Source organism: uncultured Aquimarina sp., assembly GCF_947492405.1.
Taxonomy (GTDB): domain Bacteria; phylum Bacteroidota; class Bacteroidia; order Flavobacteriales; family Flavobacteriaceae; genus Aquimarina.
Map to the genome: position 1 here is coordinate 119,849 of NZ_CANLMP010000001.1, position 17,601 is coordinate 137,449.

8 protein-coding genes are annotated in these 17,601 nt (G+C 34.2%); all 8 read left to right on the forward strand.

From position 1 onward, the window contains the following. Positions 1-110: 110 nt before the first annotated feature. The 8 genes from ccsA to Q0829_RS00630 all read left to right on the forward strand — a co-directional run bounded on the left by ccsA (position 111) and on the right by Q0829_RS00630 (position 17,378). Positions 111-3,317 carry a cytochrome c biogenesis protein CcsA gene (gene ccsA / locus Q0829_RS00595; protein WP_298538740.1) on the forward strand — a complete coding sequence of 1,069 codons (3,207 nt, stop codon included), beginning with the start codon at positions 111-113 and terminating at the stop codon, positions 3,315-3,317. A gap of 148 nt (positions 3,318-3,465) precedes the next feature. After that, positions 3,466-5,112, forward strand: coding sequence for a solute:sodium symporter family transporter (locus Q0829_RS00600; protein WP_298538744.1), 1,647 nt, complete (start codon positions 3,466-3,468; stop codon positions 5,110-5,112). Continuing rightward, entirely contained in the window at positions 5,113-7,920 is a 2,808-nt protein-coding gene (locus Q0829_RS00605; RefSeq protein WP_298538747.1) for a triple tyrosine motif-containing protein, read from the forward strand. A 252-nt stretch (positions 7,921-8,172) separates the two neighbouring features. Then, on the forward strand, positions 8,173-11,211 hold the full coding sequence (locus tag Q0829_RS00610) for a TonB-dependent receptor (RefSeq protein WP_298538749.1): 3,039 nt from the start codon (positions 8,173-8,175) through the stop codon (positions 11,209-11,211). A gap of 5 nt (positions 11,212-11,216) precedes the next feature. Next, entirely contained in the window at positions 11,217-12,683 is a 1,467-nt protein-coding gene (locus tag Q0829_RS00615; RefSeq protein ID WP_298538751.1) for a RagB/SusD family nutrient uptake outer membrane protein, read from the forward strand. 19 nt (positions 12,684-12,702) lie between these two features. After that, entirely contained in the window at positions 12,703-14,790 is a 2,088-nt protein-coding gene (locus Q0829_RS00620) for a hypothetical protein (RefSeq protein WP_298538753.1), read from the forward strand. Positions 14,791-14,841: 51 nt separating this feature from the next. Beyond that, complete coding sequence (locus Q0829_RS00625; RefSeq protein WP_298538756.1) at positions 14,842-16,479, forward strand: glycoside hydrolase family 16 protein; 1,638 nt, start codon at positions 14,842-14,844, stop codon at positions 16,477-16,479. Between the two features lie 143 nt (positions 16,480-16,622). After that, positions 16,623-17,378, forward strand: a complete 756-nt coding sequence (locus tag Q0829_RS00630) for a glycoside hydrolase family 16 protein (protein WP_298538757.1) — start codon at positions 16,623-16,625, stop codon at positions 17,376-17,378. The last annotated feature ends 223 nt before the right edge of the window (positions 17,379-17,601 follow it).

The following is a 17,601-nucleotide window of genomic DNA, read 5'->3' on the forward strand; positions in this document are numbered from 1 at the left end:
TTTAAAAATTAGACAAGTTTTATAGTTCTGTTAAAACCAATAAATAGGATAATTAGAATGTCTGATTATCCTCTCAAAAACATTAAATTTGCCGAGCTAAAAAAATTACGATGCAAAAGAAGTTGGCAAGTGTTTTATTTTCTACCAGATTAATGGCGATCCTGTTTATAGTTTTTGCAGCCTCTATGGCTGTAGGTACTTTTTTAGAAGATGGTTATGGCACTACTGCAGCCAGAATTTGGGTTTATAATACCTGGTGGTTCGAAGCGATTATGGCTTTTTTTATGATTAATTTCTGTGGAAACATAGTACGTTATCAATTATATAAAAAAGATAAATGGGCTACGTTATTACTACATCTTTCCTTTATTTTAATACTCTTAGGTGCTTTTGTTACCAGGTATATTAGTTATGAAGGTGTAATGCCCATACGAGAAGGGGAAACCACTTCAGATTTTTTGTCGGAACGTACGTATTTAACCACATTTCTTGACGGAGAGATTAATGGAGAACCACGAAGACGTGTAGTTTCAGAACAATTAGAATTAACACAAGCTACGGATAATAATTTTAGAATAGATACCGATTATAATCAACAACCAGTAACCATTCAATATAAAGAATATATCACTGGAGCAGAAATGGGATTGGTGGAGACAGAAGATGGAGAGAATTATCTTAAAATAGTTGAGGCAGGAGATGGTAATAGACATGATCATTATTTAAAAGAAGGAGAAGTTTCTAATATCCATAATATTTTGGTTGCTTTTAATATACCTACAAAAGGAGCGATCAATATAACCTATGAAAATGATGAGTATTACATAGAGTCACCTTTTGATGGTTCTTATATGAGAATGGCTGACCAAAAGCAAGGCTTGGTGATGAAAGATAGTTTACAGCCGCTTATGCTTCGATCATTATATCAAACCGCTGGAATGCAATTTGTAATTCCAGAGCCTGTAATTACAGGAAAGTATGATATTATTCCAATTGAGGTGAAAGAAAAAGGTCAACAAGATGCACTTATTTTTGATGTAACTACTAATGGAGAAACCAAAGAAGTGAAATTACTAGGAGGAAAGGGATATGCTAATGATATGAAAAAGGTTTCTTTGGGAGGTTTGGATATGTACTTTAGCTACGGTTCAAAGAGATTGGAGCTTCCTTTTGCATTAAAGTTAAATGATTTTATAGCCGAAAAACAACCGGGGACAGAAAAAGTATATAAGTCGTTTATGAGCAAAGTAGACATTGTTGAAGAAAATACTACTCCTCGGCCATATGATATATATATGAATCACGTGCTGGATCATAAAGGATATCGTTTTTTTCAGGCCTCTTTTGATCCAGATGAAAAAGGAACGGTGTTATCTGTAAATCATGATTATTGGGGTACAATGATTACCTATGCAGGTTATATGCTGTTATATCTTGGATTAATGTTAATTTTATTTACCAGAGGATCTAGATTTAAGGATCTAGAACAAATGCTTAATAAAGTGAAGACAAAGAAGAAAGAAATGACTGTATTGTTAGCGCTGTTTGTTGCTACGTTTTCTTTTGCACAAGAACAGACGGATCATGTAAATCACCTTCAGACTTTACCAGGAAAAGCGAAACTGGATTCTATAATTAAAGCAAATGCCGTAAGTAAAGAACATGCTGCTAAATTTGGTAGTATTGTGATACAGGATGAGCGAGGTAGGATGAAGCCTGTGAATACTTTTTCTTCAGAATTATTGCGTAAATTAAGTAAAAAAGACACATATGAAGGATTAACAGCTGATCAGGTTTTTGTATCGATGGTAGAGAATCCATTTATATGGTATAGTATCCCTATTATAGAAATTAAAAGAGAGAATGACAGTATCAGGAAGATATTGGGTGTATCTTCATCAGAAAGAAGAGTTTCTCTTATAGATCTAGTAGAACAAGATGGTTCTTATAAGTTAGATCCTTATTTAGAAAAAGCAAGTAGCACGAATACACCAAGTAGTTTTGAGAAGGATTTTTTGAAAACCCACGAAAAGTTTTACCTTTTAAACCAGGCATTAGGTGGTGGAATTCTTAAAATATTTCCGGTTCCGGGAAACATAGGTAATAAATGGGTTTCTGTACCAGAACTCAATGAGCATAAGTTTACCGGAATGGATTCTGTGTATACAAGACAAATCATTCCTATTTATATACAATCACTACAGGAAGCAAGAAATTCAGGAGATTACAGTAAACCAGATCAATATATTGATAGTATTAAATCATTTCAGACAAAGTTTGGTAGTGAGGTTATGCCAGCTGATGATAAAATTCAAGCTGAAATAGCATTGAACAAATATGATATTTTCAGAACATTGTATAGATATTATGCTCTGGTGAGTTTGTTTTTAATGTTTTTTGTGATTTTTAAAATATTCATTACTTCTAAAGGCTTGACTTTAAGGTTTTTTATGTTGTTTACTATAGTGATACCTGAAAAGGTGTTTAAATACATAATTAACGGATTCATCGGTTTGATAGTTCTTATTTTTATGACGCATACTTCTGGATTGATTATCAGATGGTATGTGTCTGGACATGCGCCATGGAGTGATGCATATGAATCCATGATTTATGTAGCGTGGGCAACGATGGCACTAGGTTTGGCATTTGGTAAGAAAAGTAATCTGACTATTGCTGCAACTGCTTTTGTAGCTGCCATTATCCTATTTTTTGCTCACCAAAACTGGACAGATCCGGCTATTGCAAATCTACAACCTGTATTGGATTCTTATTGGGTATTGATTCATGTATCGATCATTGTGGCGAGTTATGGTCCTTTCTTCGTAGGAGCTATCTTAGGAGTGCTTTCATTATTATTAATGATCTTAACTACGAAGTCTAATAAAAAGAGAATGGATCTCAATATTAAAGAGATCACCATTATTAACGAAATGGCTTTGACTATTGGTCTTGTAATGTTGACTATTGGTAATTTTTTAGGAGGAATGTGGGCCAATGAAAGTTGGGGACGTTATTGGGGTTGGGATCCAAAAGAAACTTGGGCACTGGTTAGTATTATGGTATATGCTTTTGTAATTCATATGCGATTGGTTCCTCGTCTAAGAGGAAGATGGTTCTTTAATTTGATGTCCGTATTTGCGGTTTCTTCTATATTAATGACATACTTTGGAGTGAATTTTTATTTAAAAGGATTGCATTCTTATGCTAGTGGTGATCAAGTAGTAACTCCATCCGCAGTATACTATAGTTTCCTTGCATGGGCAATATTAGGAGCATTCTCTTATTGGAGATATACTGTACATTATAAGAAGTAGTTTTTGTAATTATCTATGTATCATTGCTTTATTCTTAATGCTAACTATACAAAAACTATACAGTGTTAATTTTTTGGCTTTATCGTTAACATTACCTCAATAATATCTGATATTTTTATGATTCTTAATAAATCATTAAAATTTCAATATGGGTATTATTTCTTTTGTAGGGTTCACACTTTTAGTTGCCATCATATCGTATCTGGCTACAAGAAAAACCGACGAAACATCTTCTGATGGTTATTTTCTAGGAGGTCGTAGCTTAACTGCTGTGGTCATTGCAGGTTCTTTATTGCTGACAAATTTATCTACAGAGCAAATTGTAGGGCTCAACGGAGCTGCATATTCAGAAGGTATTTTAGTGATGGCTTGGGAAACACTTGCAGCTATTGCGATGGTGATTACAGCAGTTTTTTTATTACCAAGATATCTAAAAGGAGGAATAACAACGGTTCCGCAGTTTTTAGAAAGACGTTATGATACTACAACGAAAGCAATTACATCTGGATTATTTTTAACAGGTTATGTTGTAGTATTTCTACCTATTGTTTTATACTCAGGATCTCTAGCTATTAGTACCATGTTTGATGTTCCTGAATTGTTAGGAGTTTCTAAAAGTGCTTCCATATGGATTTGTGTTATTGGTATTGGTGTTATTGGATCTATTTATGCAATATTTGGTGGATTAAAGGCGGTAGCGGTATCAGACACAATCAATGCTGTTGGATTATTAATAGGAGGTATCATGATTCCTGTTTTTGGTTTGTTAGAAATAGGTGGCGGAAGTATCTCAGAGGGGATTAGTACATTAATGACCACAAACCCGGAAAAATTCAAAGTTATTGGAGATAGTGATTCCTCGATTCCATTTGCAACTATATTTACAGGAATGATGCTGGTCCAATTATTCTATTGGGGAACTAATCAGGCTATTATCCAGAGAGCTCTCGGTGCTAAAAATCTAAAAGAAGGCCAAAAAGGATTATTATTAGGATCATTCTTAAAAATATTAGGTCCAATTATTGTTGTTTTACCAGGAATCATAGCTTTTCACCTTTTTAATGGAGAGTTAGAAGTGGCAGATGAAGCATATCCTACTTTAGTTAGTAAAGTGTTACCGGTTTCTTTAGTCGGTTTCTTTGCAGCAGTATTGTTTGGAGCAATATTAAGTTCTTTTAATAGTGCTTTAAATAGTTCAGTTACTTTATTTGGTTTAGATATTTATAAAGAATATATCAATAAAGAAGCAAATGAAAAGCAAGTAGTAAAGGCAGGAAAGAGTTTTGGTATTTTATTGGCAATCCTGGCAATGGTAGTTGCTCCGTTTATTGCAAATGCCGGTAGTCTTTTTGATTATTTGCAGGAAGTAAATGGAATATATAGTATTCCTATTTTGACAATAATAGTAGTAGGATATCTTACAAAGAAAGTTCCGGCAATTGCAGGTAAAGTTGGTATTATATCTGGATCTGTACTATATATAATCAGTCAGTTTATTATAAAACCGATTCTTCAAGGTAATGCAGTGGAAGCTGCTAAAGCTAATGGAATAACTGATCTTGCAGAATTAGGAAAGATAGAAACAGCTGCTTATCCACACTTCCTGCACGTAATGGCAATTCTTTTTGTAGTGAATATCATTATCATGTTAATTATTGGTAAATTGTATCCAAGAGAGGAAGCATACGAACAGGAGTATACCAAAGAAGTGGATATTACCCCTTGGAAATATACAAAAGTAGTTGGAGCTATTGTATGCCTAATAGTGATATCTACTTATATCTATTTTAACTAATTGAAATATATTAAAGAGACATTTTTATTTCTATACCTTTTTTTCTCGGCCATAATTTCTGCTCAGGAATTACCGCCGATAGAAGTTTATTTGCCAGATGAATATGAAGGAGGAATCCAGAACTGGTCAATTTCTCAAGCTGATAATAAATATATTTATGTAGCAAATAACGAAGGGCTTTTAGAGTTCAATGGAGCAAACTGGGAGCTTTACCCAACGCCGAATGAAACTGTAATGAGATCGGTCAAAGTTATTGGAGAACGTATTTATACAGGGTTCTACATGAATTTTGGCTACTGGGAAAAAAATGACCTCGGAAAGCTTGAGTATACTTCATTAAGTGAGAACATAACAGAAACCCTTATCGAAGATGAGCAGTTTTGGCATATTGTCAATCAAGACGATTGGATTTTATTTCAATCTCTTCATAGAATTTATCTTTATAACGTTCACAATCAGGAGATCTCAATTATAGAATCTAGAAATGCCATTACTAATATATTCAATGTTGATGGGATAATATATTATCAGGATGTTAATAATGGAATCTATAAAATCGAAAAAGGTAACCCAACATTAGTTATTGATAATGCAGAAGTAGTTAGTGATAAAATAGTAAATATTTCGAAATCTCAAAACGGAATTCTATTGCTAACAAGTACTAAAGGTTTCTTTGAGCTTGCTAATGGTGAGATTCGTGGGTGGAGTACACCCTTTGATGACTTATTGAACAATTCTACCATTTATAGTAGTATAACACTTAAGGATGGCAGTTTTGTTTTAGGAACCATTTCCAAAGGACTAATATATCTTTCAGAAAAAGGAGAGATTGTATATCAAATTAATCAGAATAAAGGCTTAAGTAATAATACAGTTTTATCTTCCTTTGAAGATATGGATGGGAATATATGGTTGGCATTGGATAAAGGTGTGAATTGTGTAAATATAAAATCGCCTGTTCAAAGTTTTAATGATGATAAAGGTACTATCGGTACCGTATATACCTCAATTGTTTTTGAAGGTTCTTTATACCTGGGAACAAATCAAGGAGTGTTTTACAAAAGTATTAATAAGAATGAATCATTCCGTTTTGTTGAAGGTACTAAAGGGCAGGTTTGGAACCTTTTTTCTTATGATAATAAGCTGTTTTGTGGGCATAATGATGGTACTTTTTTAATAAAAAAAAATACATCCGAGTTTATTAGTTGGATTCAGGGAACTTGGATTTTTCGAACCATAGATGATCATCCCGACTGGCTGTTGCAAGGCAATTATGAAGGATTAAGCGTGCTGGAAAAAAGTAATGGGAAATGGCGATTAAAACAAAAAGTTGAAGGATTCGATTACTCTGCTCGATATTTAGAAATATATGATGGTAAATTATGGGTCAATCACGAATACAAAGGGCTTTTTAGTATTACAGTAGATGATGAGTTTTCCAAAGTATTAGAAGTCATTAAAGACACAGTAACCATAAAAGGGAAACACTCAAGCATAACAAAATATAAAAACAATTTTTTTTATGCACATCAAGGAGGAGTGTCTTTCTATAACTATGAAAACAAAGCATTTGATCAAGAAAATGTTGTAAACCAGGTTTTTGAAGGTGAAAAAGAAGATATTGGAAGGCTATTAAAAGATAATGCTGGAGAACTCTGGAGTTTTACTGATGAAGAATTAGGGTATATTTCTCAAAGCCAATTTTCAGATAATTTAGAAGTAACTAAAGTGCCCATTCCTTACCTACTAAGAAAAGAAATGAGTGGTTTCGAAAACATTATGCATCTTGAAGAGGAGAAATATTTATTAGGAACTACTTATGGATATATGATTTTGGATTTATCTAGAGTAAATTCAAAAGAGCATACCATTATTCTAGAAAAAGTTTCAGTAAAACAAAAAACTACAGAATTTAAACAGATTGGAATTTCTGATTCACCTCCCGTATTCAAATCTGATGTTAATACTATTTCTTTTGTGTATACAATTCCCGAATATGATAAATTCCTTATTTCCAAGTTTCAGTATAAGTTAGAAGGTTTTTATGAAGACTGGAGTGGCTGGACTTCTAAAACCACTAAAGTATTTGAAAATTTACCATTCGGAGAGTACACGTTTAAAGTTAGAGCAAAAACAGGTAATATTTTAAGTGAAAATATTGTAGAGTATACGTTTATTATTGATAAGCCCTGGTATTTTTCAGTAGTAGCTATTATAATTTATTCTGTTTTATTATTAATTCTATTATTAGTTATGCATAGAGCGTATAAGCGCTATTATACCAAGCAAAGAGGGAAACTGGTAGAAGAGAATAAAAAGCAATTAGAACTCAAAGAACTGGAAAGTGAACGAGAAATAATGAAACTCACTAATGAAAAATTGACACAGGATATAGAGAGTAAAAATCGTGAACTTGCTTCGTCTACAATGAATATTATTAAGAAAAATGAAATCCTTACGACTATCAAAAAAGAGCTTCAAAAATCAGAATTTGAAAGAAGTGGGGTAAAGAATGTAGAACAAATCATTGATAGAAGCTTAAATAATAAGGACGATTGGAAACATTTTGAAGAAGCTTTCAATAATGTAGATAAAGACTTTATAAAGAAACTTAAGGCAAAACATGATAATTTAACTCCGCACGACTTACGATTTTGTACATACTTAAGATTAAATTTATCATCTAAAGAAATTGCTTCATTAGCTAATATCTCAGTTAAAAGCGTAGAAATAAAACGTTATCGTCTAAGAAAAAAACTACAATTAGAACATTCAGACAGTTTAGTAAACTATATTTTGGAAATTTAACCCCTACACACCTTTAAAATACCACTACATTACCTATACTCTAACGTTATAGTAGTGCTACAATACCACTTTCTTTACTTTTTTTTAAGAGTTGTGAAATCCTCATTACTTACTGTTTTTATTGATGTTTTGTGTATAAAATTCACTAATTTTTTAATTTTTATGCAATGCTGTAGGATTTTTGTTGGGGTTGTTTATTAACAATTTCTTAATGTTCATAGGTAAATTTGAGTAAATCAAACTAAAGCATTTATGAAAATTACTTATTTCTTAATAGCTGTCTTTTTAAGCACAGTTATCAATGCACAAGAAATTCAAATTCGGGGGAACGTAAAGGATGCAAACGGATTAGAACTCCCTGGAGTTAATGTTATCGTTAAAAATACATCAAACGGAGCAGTAACAGATTTTAATGGAAAATATACATTAGATAATGTAGCAGTGGGAAGTGTAGTTGTGTTTTCCTATGTAGGATTTACTACACAGGAAATAACAGTTGAGCAAAATTTTGTTATCAATGTTATCATGGAAGAAGATAGTCAGTCACTAGAACAGGTTATTGTAATTGGATATGGTACTCAAACAAAAAAGGAAATTACAGGCGCGGTTTCTGTAATAGGATCCGAAACTATAGAAGAACTTAATGTAGTAAGAGTAGAGCAGGCACTGCAGGGACAAGTAGCTGGTGTAAATATTACATCGCAATCTGGAGCTCCTGGTAGTAGCGCTACCATATCAATACGAGGAATATCTACTAATGGAGATAGTAGGCCTTTAATTCTTGTGGATGGTAATGTAATAGAAGATCTCAGTGTTCTGAATCCCAATGATATCGAAAGTATAAATGTATTAAAAGATGCAACAGCAGGTATTTATGGAGTAAGAGCAGCAAATGGTGTTATTCTTATAACTACCAAAACAGGATTTAGGAATACAGATTTAAAATTCGAATTTGATTCGTATACGGGTTTTCAGGAAACGACAAGGAGACTTCCGGTCCTTAATGCTACAGAATATGGTATTATCATAAATGAGTCGTTTGCTGCTGGAGGCGATACTCCACCGTTTGCCGATTTATCCGAATTGGGAGAAGGTACAGATTGGCAAGATGAAATTTTTAGAACAGCAGTAATTTCTAATATTAATTTCAGCGCTACCGGTGGTGGTCAGAATTCTACATATTCTGCAGGAGTTTCTTATTTAACACAAGATGGTATTGTTGGTGGGAGTGATGCTAATTTCGAACGTTTTACAGGAAGATTAAATTATAGCTTGGATTTTACTAAAAACTTGAAGTTCACAACCTCGGGTATTTTTACACAAACCAATAGAAAAACATTATTAGAAAATACTTTAGGTTCCGTATTGTTTAATGCATTAAATATGGCGCCTACCTTAACTGTAAGAGATGAAAACGGAGATTTCACATTAGCAGAAGGATTGGGTAATGAAGTAATTAACCCGATTGCACAGATAGAAAATACGTTTAATGATACCAGAGTGAATAGGATAGGAGCAACATTTGGGTTGAAATATAATTTCCTAACTGATTTTACAGTAGAATCCAGATATCAGTTTAATTACTCTGAAGTTGATTCGAAAGTACTCTCACCAGAAGTGTTTTATGGATCTGGAAAAGTGTTTAATGTAGATAGAAGTAGCGTTACAGAGTCCAAGAATTTCTTTAGAGACTATACTTGGGATAATTTTTTAAAGTATGAAAAGATGTTTGCAGATGATCATGACGTAAAAGTGCTTTTAGGGATGTCTGTATTCAAGACGACGGGAACCTTTACGGGTTTAACAGGTTTTGATATTATCGATAATTCATTTTCTAATGCTAATATTTCTCAGGCATCGGATGTAGTGGATAATTTTCAAAATGGAGGAAATACTTTTGATAGTAGATTATTATCATATTTTTCAAGATTACAATATGGATATAAAGGTAAATATTTACTATCAGCAGTAATCAGAAGAGATGGTTCAACAAAATTTGGACCGAAAAATAAGTTTGGATATTTCCCATCAGCTTCAGTTGGTTGGGTAATGTCCGATGAATCTTTTTTAAGTAATAATAGTTGGTTGAACTTCTTAAAACTTAGGGCTAGTTATGGTGTGATTGGTAATGATAGAATAAAAGATTTCCAATTTATATCCTTGTTAAATGGAGAAGGATCTTATGTTATTAATGATGAGTTGATAATAGGTGAAGCTATTGGAGCACTTTCTAATCCAGAAATTAAATGGGAAAGACAAAAAACACTTGATATAGGGTTGGATACAAGATTATTAAATAATAAAATTGATATTACATTTGACTATTTTAAAAAGCGAACAGAAGATTTATTGGTTGTAGCACCTGTTTCAGGTATTCTTGGGGTTGCTGCACCAGGATCATCACCACCTACAATCAATGCAGGTATTGTAGAAAATAAGGGGTATGAATTTAAAGTTGCTTATAGCGATCAGTTGTCAGAAAATTTAAAATTCAATATTAGTTATAACATTACACTGTTAGAAAATGAAGTGATATCAGTTAACAGTGATAGTGATTTTATAGCAGGTGGTTCTTTTGGTGTTGGTCAAGATCCTCCTTCCAGAATGGAGGCAGGTAAGCCTATTGGATACTTCTATGGATTACAAACAGATGGAGTTTTTCAAAATCAGACAGAGGTCGACGCACATGCTACTCAGACAAATGCAGCTCCAGGAGATCTTAGATATGTAGATATGAATGGTGATGGACAAATCAATTCTGATGATAGAACAGATATTGGTAATCCTATTCCAGATGCTACCATGGGATTGAATATTGGCTTAGATTATAAAAACTTTGATTTTACCACTTATGCATTCGCATCAGTAGGAAATGATATGGTAAGAAACTATGAACGTAATCAACCCCTAGTAAATAGGAGCAATGCATTTTTAGGACGCTGGACAGGTGAAGGTTCTACAGATTCTTTTCATAGAGTAACAACAGCTGCTAATTCTAATAGTTTGTTTTCTAGTTTTTATGTAGAAGATGGCTCATATTTAAGGATACAGAATGTACAATTAGGGTATACGTTCCCTAATCAATACATGAAACCCATCGGTATAGATAAATTTAGAATATATGCTTCAATAAACAACTTGTACACCTTTACAGAATATAAAGGATATGATCCCTCTGCATATCAATCAAATCCAGATCCTAATACAGCTACTCCTATTGGAGCGGGTATAGATCAAGGGTTTTATCCAGTGCCAAGAACATATTTATTAGGTGTGAATCTTAAATTTTAATCAAAATGAAAAAGATAAAATATAATATCAAATCGATAGTCTTTTTTGTACTATTAACTATGATCGTTTCTTGTAGTGACGATTTTGTGGATGTCGCTTCAGAGGATGAAAATTCAGAAGACTTTTTTAATAGTGAGGAAGATTATCAGAGTGCTTTGATAGGAGCATATGATCTACTTCAGTCCACTTACCTGAATGTAATGTTAGGAGAGATAGCATCGGATAACACATTAGCAGGGGGGGAAAGTGCATCAGATACCCCTGGGATACAAGAAATAGATGACATGGTGCATACACCCGTTAATGCACAACTCAGAGATATATGGAGTTGGATGTATGCAGGTGTGAATAGAGCTAATTATATCATGGAATTTCAGGATAAAACTGATTTTGCTGGTAAGGAAGAAGTAATTGCTCAGACACGTTTTCTAAGAGCTTATTATTATTTTGAATTGGTAAAATGGTTTGGAGATGTGCCTTTAGCCATTGATAGAAGAATTCTCTTTGGAGAAGAAACAGATTTTGATAGAGCTCCAAAAGAAGATGTGTATGCTCTTATAGAAGAAGATTTACAGTTTGCAGCAGATAATTTACCAGCAATACAGGCAGAAACTGGGCGCGTAACTCAAGGAGCTGCCAGAGCCTTATTAGGTAAAGTGTATTTATTTCAAGATAAATTTTCTGAAGCTGCTACCGTTTTAGATCAAGTAATCGCAGGACCTTATGATTTGGTTACTGATTACGAATCTATCTTCGAACAAGAAGGAGAAAATAATATCGAATCTGTTTTCGAAGTACAATATACAGATGAAGAAGGAGCAGGTTTCGGATGTTTACAATGTAGTGAAGGTAATGTAGCAGTTGGTTTTAATGGAATAAGAAATTACTCAGGACCACTATTTGAGTCAGGCTTCAGTTTTAATATTCCTACACAAGAAGTTGTAGATACATTCGAAGCTGGAGATATTAGACTTGATGTCGCTATTTTAGATATAGATGCATGGGCAGCGGATCAAGGTGCCACTTTTTCTACAGGTTTTGAGCATACAGGATATTTTAATAGAAAATATATTGCTCGTCAGGGAGATCTTAATACCGGAGATGCTAATCTAACAAATCCTAATAATTATAGAGCAATTCGATTTGCAGATGTTTTGTTAATGGCTGCAGAAGCACATAATAAAAAGTCACCAAGTAACGACGGACAAGCCCTGATATATCTAAATAGAGTTAGAAGCAGAGCTCAGTTAGGAGATGTTACAGCTACAGGAGCTGCATTAACCGATGCCATATATCAAGAACGAAGAGTAGAACTGGTTGGAGAAGGACATCATTTTTTTGATTTAGTAAGAACAGGAAGAGCCGCAACCGAAATAGATGGCTTTGTAACAGGAAAGCATGAATTATTTCCTATACCATTAATTGAAATTCAGTTGGCAGGAAATAGATGGGAACAAAACCCAGGATATTAAAAACAAAAACGAGAAGAAGATGAAACTTTTAAAATATATATTCAGCGCATGTCTATCCTTACTCCTTGTATTGAGCTGTGCTGAAGACGATAACCTAGATTATCTAAATAATGTGGAAGCTCCGTCAAATATAGCAGCACTTTTACAGATCACTCAGGATAATACGGGATTAGTAACTGTAACACCAAACGGAGATGGAGTAGTGTCTTTTGACATTTATTACGGAGATGATACTGTGGAACCTGAAAATGTTAAGCTAGGAGAAAGTACTACACATACCTATGCGGAGGGAACTTATAATTTAAGATTGGTAGGTAATGGAATAACAGGATTAACAACTGAAGTTACACAGGAAGTAGTTGTGTCATTTAACCCACCAGAAAATTTAGTAGTTACTATAGAAAATGATGCTGCTGTATCTAAACAAGTAAATGTAATGGCTACTGCAGATAACGCCATGTCTTTTGATGTATATTTTGGCGAAATCGGAAATGATACTCCGGTGACCGCTAATATAGGTGAAACAGCCTCTTATATATATCAAGAAGCAGGAACTTATACAATTAGAGTAGTTGCTAAAGGCGGAGCGATCGCTACAACAGAATATACAGAAGAGTTTGTAGTAACAGAAATTTTACAACCTATAGTATCAGCTCCAAGACCTCCAGCCAGAGGAGCACAAGATGTTGTCTCAATGTTTAGTGATGCGTATACAGATGTAAATGTAGATACCTGGCGTACACCCTGGTCGGATACTACTTTTGAAGATGTTGAGATAGATGGAAACCCAACTAAAAAGTACAGTGCTCTTAACTTTGTGGGGATAGAAACTACAACCACTACGATTGATGCCAGTTCAATGACTCATTTTCATACCGATATCTGGTCCCCAAATTTGACAGAGTTTAAGATTAAATTAGTTGATTTTGGTGCAAATGGAGTTTTTGATGGGGGAGATGATGTAGAACATGAAATAACAATAGCTAATCCCGATAATGGAGAATGGGTGAGTTTAGATATTCCATTAGCTGATTTCACCGGATTAACTACGAGAAGCAATATTGCTCAATTAATATATGTGGGGGCACCTTCCGGAACAGCAATAGTTTTTGTTGATAATGTTTATTTCCATAAACCTCCCGAGCCAGCATCCGGATTAGAAGGGATTTGGAAACTGGCACCAGAAGCAGGAGCTTTTAAAGTAGGACCAGGTCCTGGAACAGGTGATTTTTTCGCAAATAGTTTAGAGGATGTAACAACAAGAGCTTGCTATTTTGATGATGAATATGTGTTCTCTGTCGATGGAAGTTTTAGTAATATTTTAGGATCTGAAACTTGGCTTGAAGGATGGCAAGGCGCTTCACCGGATCAATGTGGAACGCCAGTTGCACCACATAATGGATCTAGCGCAGCTACTTATATATATGATCAAGGTGCGGGTACCATTACTCTTAACGGTACTGGTGCTTATTTGGGATTACCTAAAGTAGTAAATGGAGGAGAATTACCCAACGTTTCTGTCCCATCATCTATTACGTATAATGTTACACTTTCTAATAGTAACAACAGAATGGAAGTAATAATTGATATTGGAGGAGCCTTTTGGACCTATCAACTCATACGAGAAACACCATTGATTGCTGGAACTTGGAGACTTGCACCAGAAGCAGGAGCTTTTAAGGTAGGACCAGGTCCTGGAACAGGTGATTTTTTCGCAAATAGTTTAGAGGATGTAACAACTAGAGCTTGCTATTTTGATGATGAGTATGTGTTCTCTGCCGATGGAAGTTTTAATAATGTTTTAGGATCTGAAACCTGGTTAGAAGCTTGGCAAGGAGTGGCATCAGATCAATGCGGAGCACCAGTTTCTCCACATGATGGATCTGGAACTGCTTCATATACTTTTAATGAAGAATCAGGTATAATTACGCTAAATGGTGTGGGTGCTTACTTGGGATTACCTAAAGTAGTCAATGGAGGTGAATTACCAAATGTACCTGTTCCGGCATCGATCACATATAATGTTACGCTTATGGATAACAATAATACTATGGAAGTAACAATAGATATAGGAGGAGCATATTGGACTTATAAACTAATTAGATGAATTTTATTTATAGAATCTTTAGATGATCGACGATAATAAAAAATTAAATAGATGAAAAAATTAAAATATAGTTTAGGAATTTTTATACTACTGGCTTTTTTGTTCAGCGGCTGTCAAGAAGATGATGTATCTGTAGGTGAAATTGTAGCGCCATCCAATATACAAGTTACTATTGATGTTGTAGGAGCTGATCCTAATAATCCAAACGGAGATGGAAGTGGTACCGTAAATTTTAGTGCTACCGCCGACAATGCTATTACATATACGTATGTTTTTAATGGAACTGCAGAATCATCTCCATCAGGAAATAGATCATATAACTTTTCTGTTACAGGAGTAAGCACCTATGTGGTAACTGTTATAGCAGTAGGAACAGGTGGAGTATCATCCAGTACTACCGTAGAAGTAGATGTACTGGTATTGTATGAGCCACCGATAGAGTTAATTACAATGCTTACATCAGGACCCTGGAGAATTAAAAGTGAAGCTCCAGGACATTTTGGTCTTGGCCCCGTTGGAGGTACGGAACCATCAGGTTTCTTTTCTGCACCTCCAAATGATAAAGCAACTGTTGGTATGTATGATGACCGTTATCTTTTTAATGCGGATGGAACATTTACACATATCACAAATAGTGAAAACGATGATCCTACAGAAGATCCATCAGGAACTGTATTTGGAAGAGTCAATCTGATAGATGAATTAGGACCACATAGTATAGATCCTAATGGAGCAGATATAGAAAATTATCCATTAAATGATTATTCCACTTCTTGGTCTGTAAGTGCACCAGGAGGTGTAGAGTCCCTTAATTTAACAGGAATAGGTTTTATTGGATATTATACCGGAGGCAATCATAGTTATGAGCTTTTTAGGTTTGCCGAACAACCTGCAAACGAGCTAATCTTAAGAACTACAGATGGTAATAATGAGTTTGACTGGTGGCTTATAATAACCTCAGAAGAACCTGGTGGAACCGATGATATTGCAGAACCACCTTTTGATACAATAGTTTGGTCAGATGAATTTGATACCGTTGGAGCTCCTAGTACAGCAAATTGGACATATGATCTTGGAACAGGAGATAATGGATGGGGGAATAATGAATCTCAATCGTATACGGATGATCCTAGTAATATAATTGTAGAAGATGGAGTACTTAAAATAACAGCAAGAGCTGAGAATGGAGGATATACCTCTGCAAGGATAAAAACCCAGGATTTGTTTTCGTTTACTTATGGTAAGGTGGATGTACGTGCAAAATTGCCAACCGGTGGTGGTACCTGGCCTGCAATCTGGATGTTAGGATCCAATATCACAGAAGTAGGTTGGCCCAATTGTGGAGAAATTGATATTATGGAACATGTCGGAAACAATCAAGATGTAGTGTCCAGTGCACTTCATTTTCCTGGAAATAACGGAGGAAACGCAATTTTTGAAGAAACTAATATTGCTGGAGCATCGACAGATTTTCATGTATATAGCGTAGAATGGTCATCAACAGAAATTGTTTTTTCTATTGATGATACTCCATATCACACATTTCCTTATTCTAATAATTTACCATTTTATAATAATGATTTCTTCCTGATACTTAACGTAGCGATGGGAGGAACTTTTGGAGGAGCCATAGATCCTGCATTCATAGAGTCTACTATGGAAATTGATTATGTAAGAGTTTATCAATAGATATACACTTAGTTTTAAATTGTTTTAGAAAGGAAGGCTATTTACCACACATAGCCTTCCCCAAAAACAGATTATGTCATTATAAGATAGTGACTAGATATGTTGGTTTAAACGAAATATTTACATTTAATTTTAAAATACAAATGATTAAAAACCTAACCTATATTATATTTTTAATAATGATTTCATGTGGAAATGTTGATACTGTTATTTGGGAAGAACAATTTAATGGTAATCAATTAGATACTTCATCTTGGAATTATCAACTAGGAGATGGATGTCCTGACTTATGCGGTTGGGGTAATAACGAAAGACAAATTTATACTGAGGAAAATGCAAAGTTAGAACAAGGTAATTTAATTATAACTGCTACCAAAACAGGTGATGTTTACAAATCCAGTAGACTAACTACCAAAGATAAGATAGAGTTCCAATATGGTACCATAGAAGTTCGTGCTAAATTACCCACGGGACATGGTCTCTGGCCTGCGATTTGGATGTTAGGAGCAGATATTGACGATACAGGCTGGCCGGATTGCGGAGAAATAGATATTATGGAATATGTAGGGAAAGAACCTCATACGATCTATACATCCTTACATACAAGACAAAGTTTTGGAAATACTATTAACTCAAAGAAAACGTTAATTGACACTATAGAAGAAGGATTTCATATCTATAAAACGAAATGGACTAAAGACACAATAGAATTTTATATAGATAATAAACTGGTTTATACATTTTCTCCAGAAATAAAAAATGATAAAACTTGGCCTTTTGACAAGCCATTTTATATAATAATAAACCTTGCCATTGGTGGTAATTTTGGGGGTCCAGAAGTTGATGATACTATCTTTCCAAAGCAATTTGAGATTGATTACATCAAAATCTGGAAATAAACATCACTACAACAAGGAATAATTAATTCAGCTCTACCCTTGGTTTCAGCAGCGTATATATTCATTATACAACTGGAATCGGATTTAAGATTATGATATTTTTTAAATATCAAATACGGAAATAGATAATTGAAGTACGTAACTGTATTTCTGTTTATCAGGACTACTTGGGAAAAACATATTTAGTGTTCGGATTGTTTGGTTGAAACAATCTGGATATGGA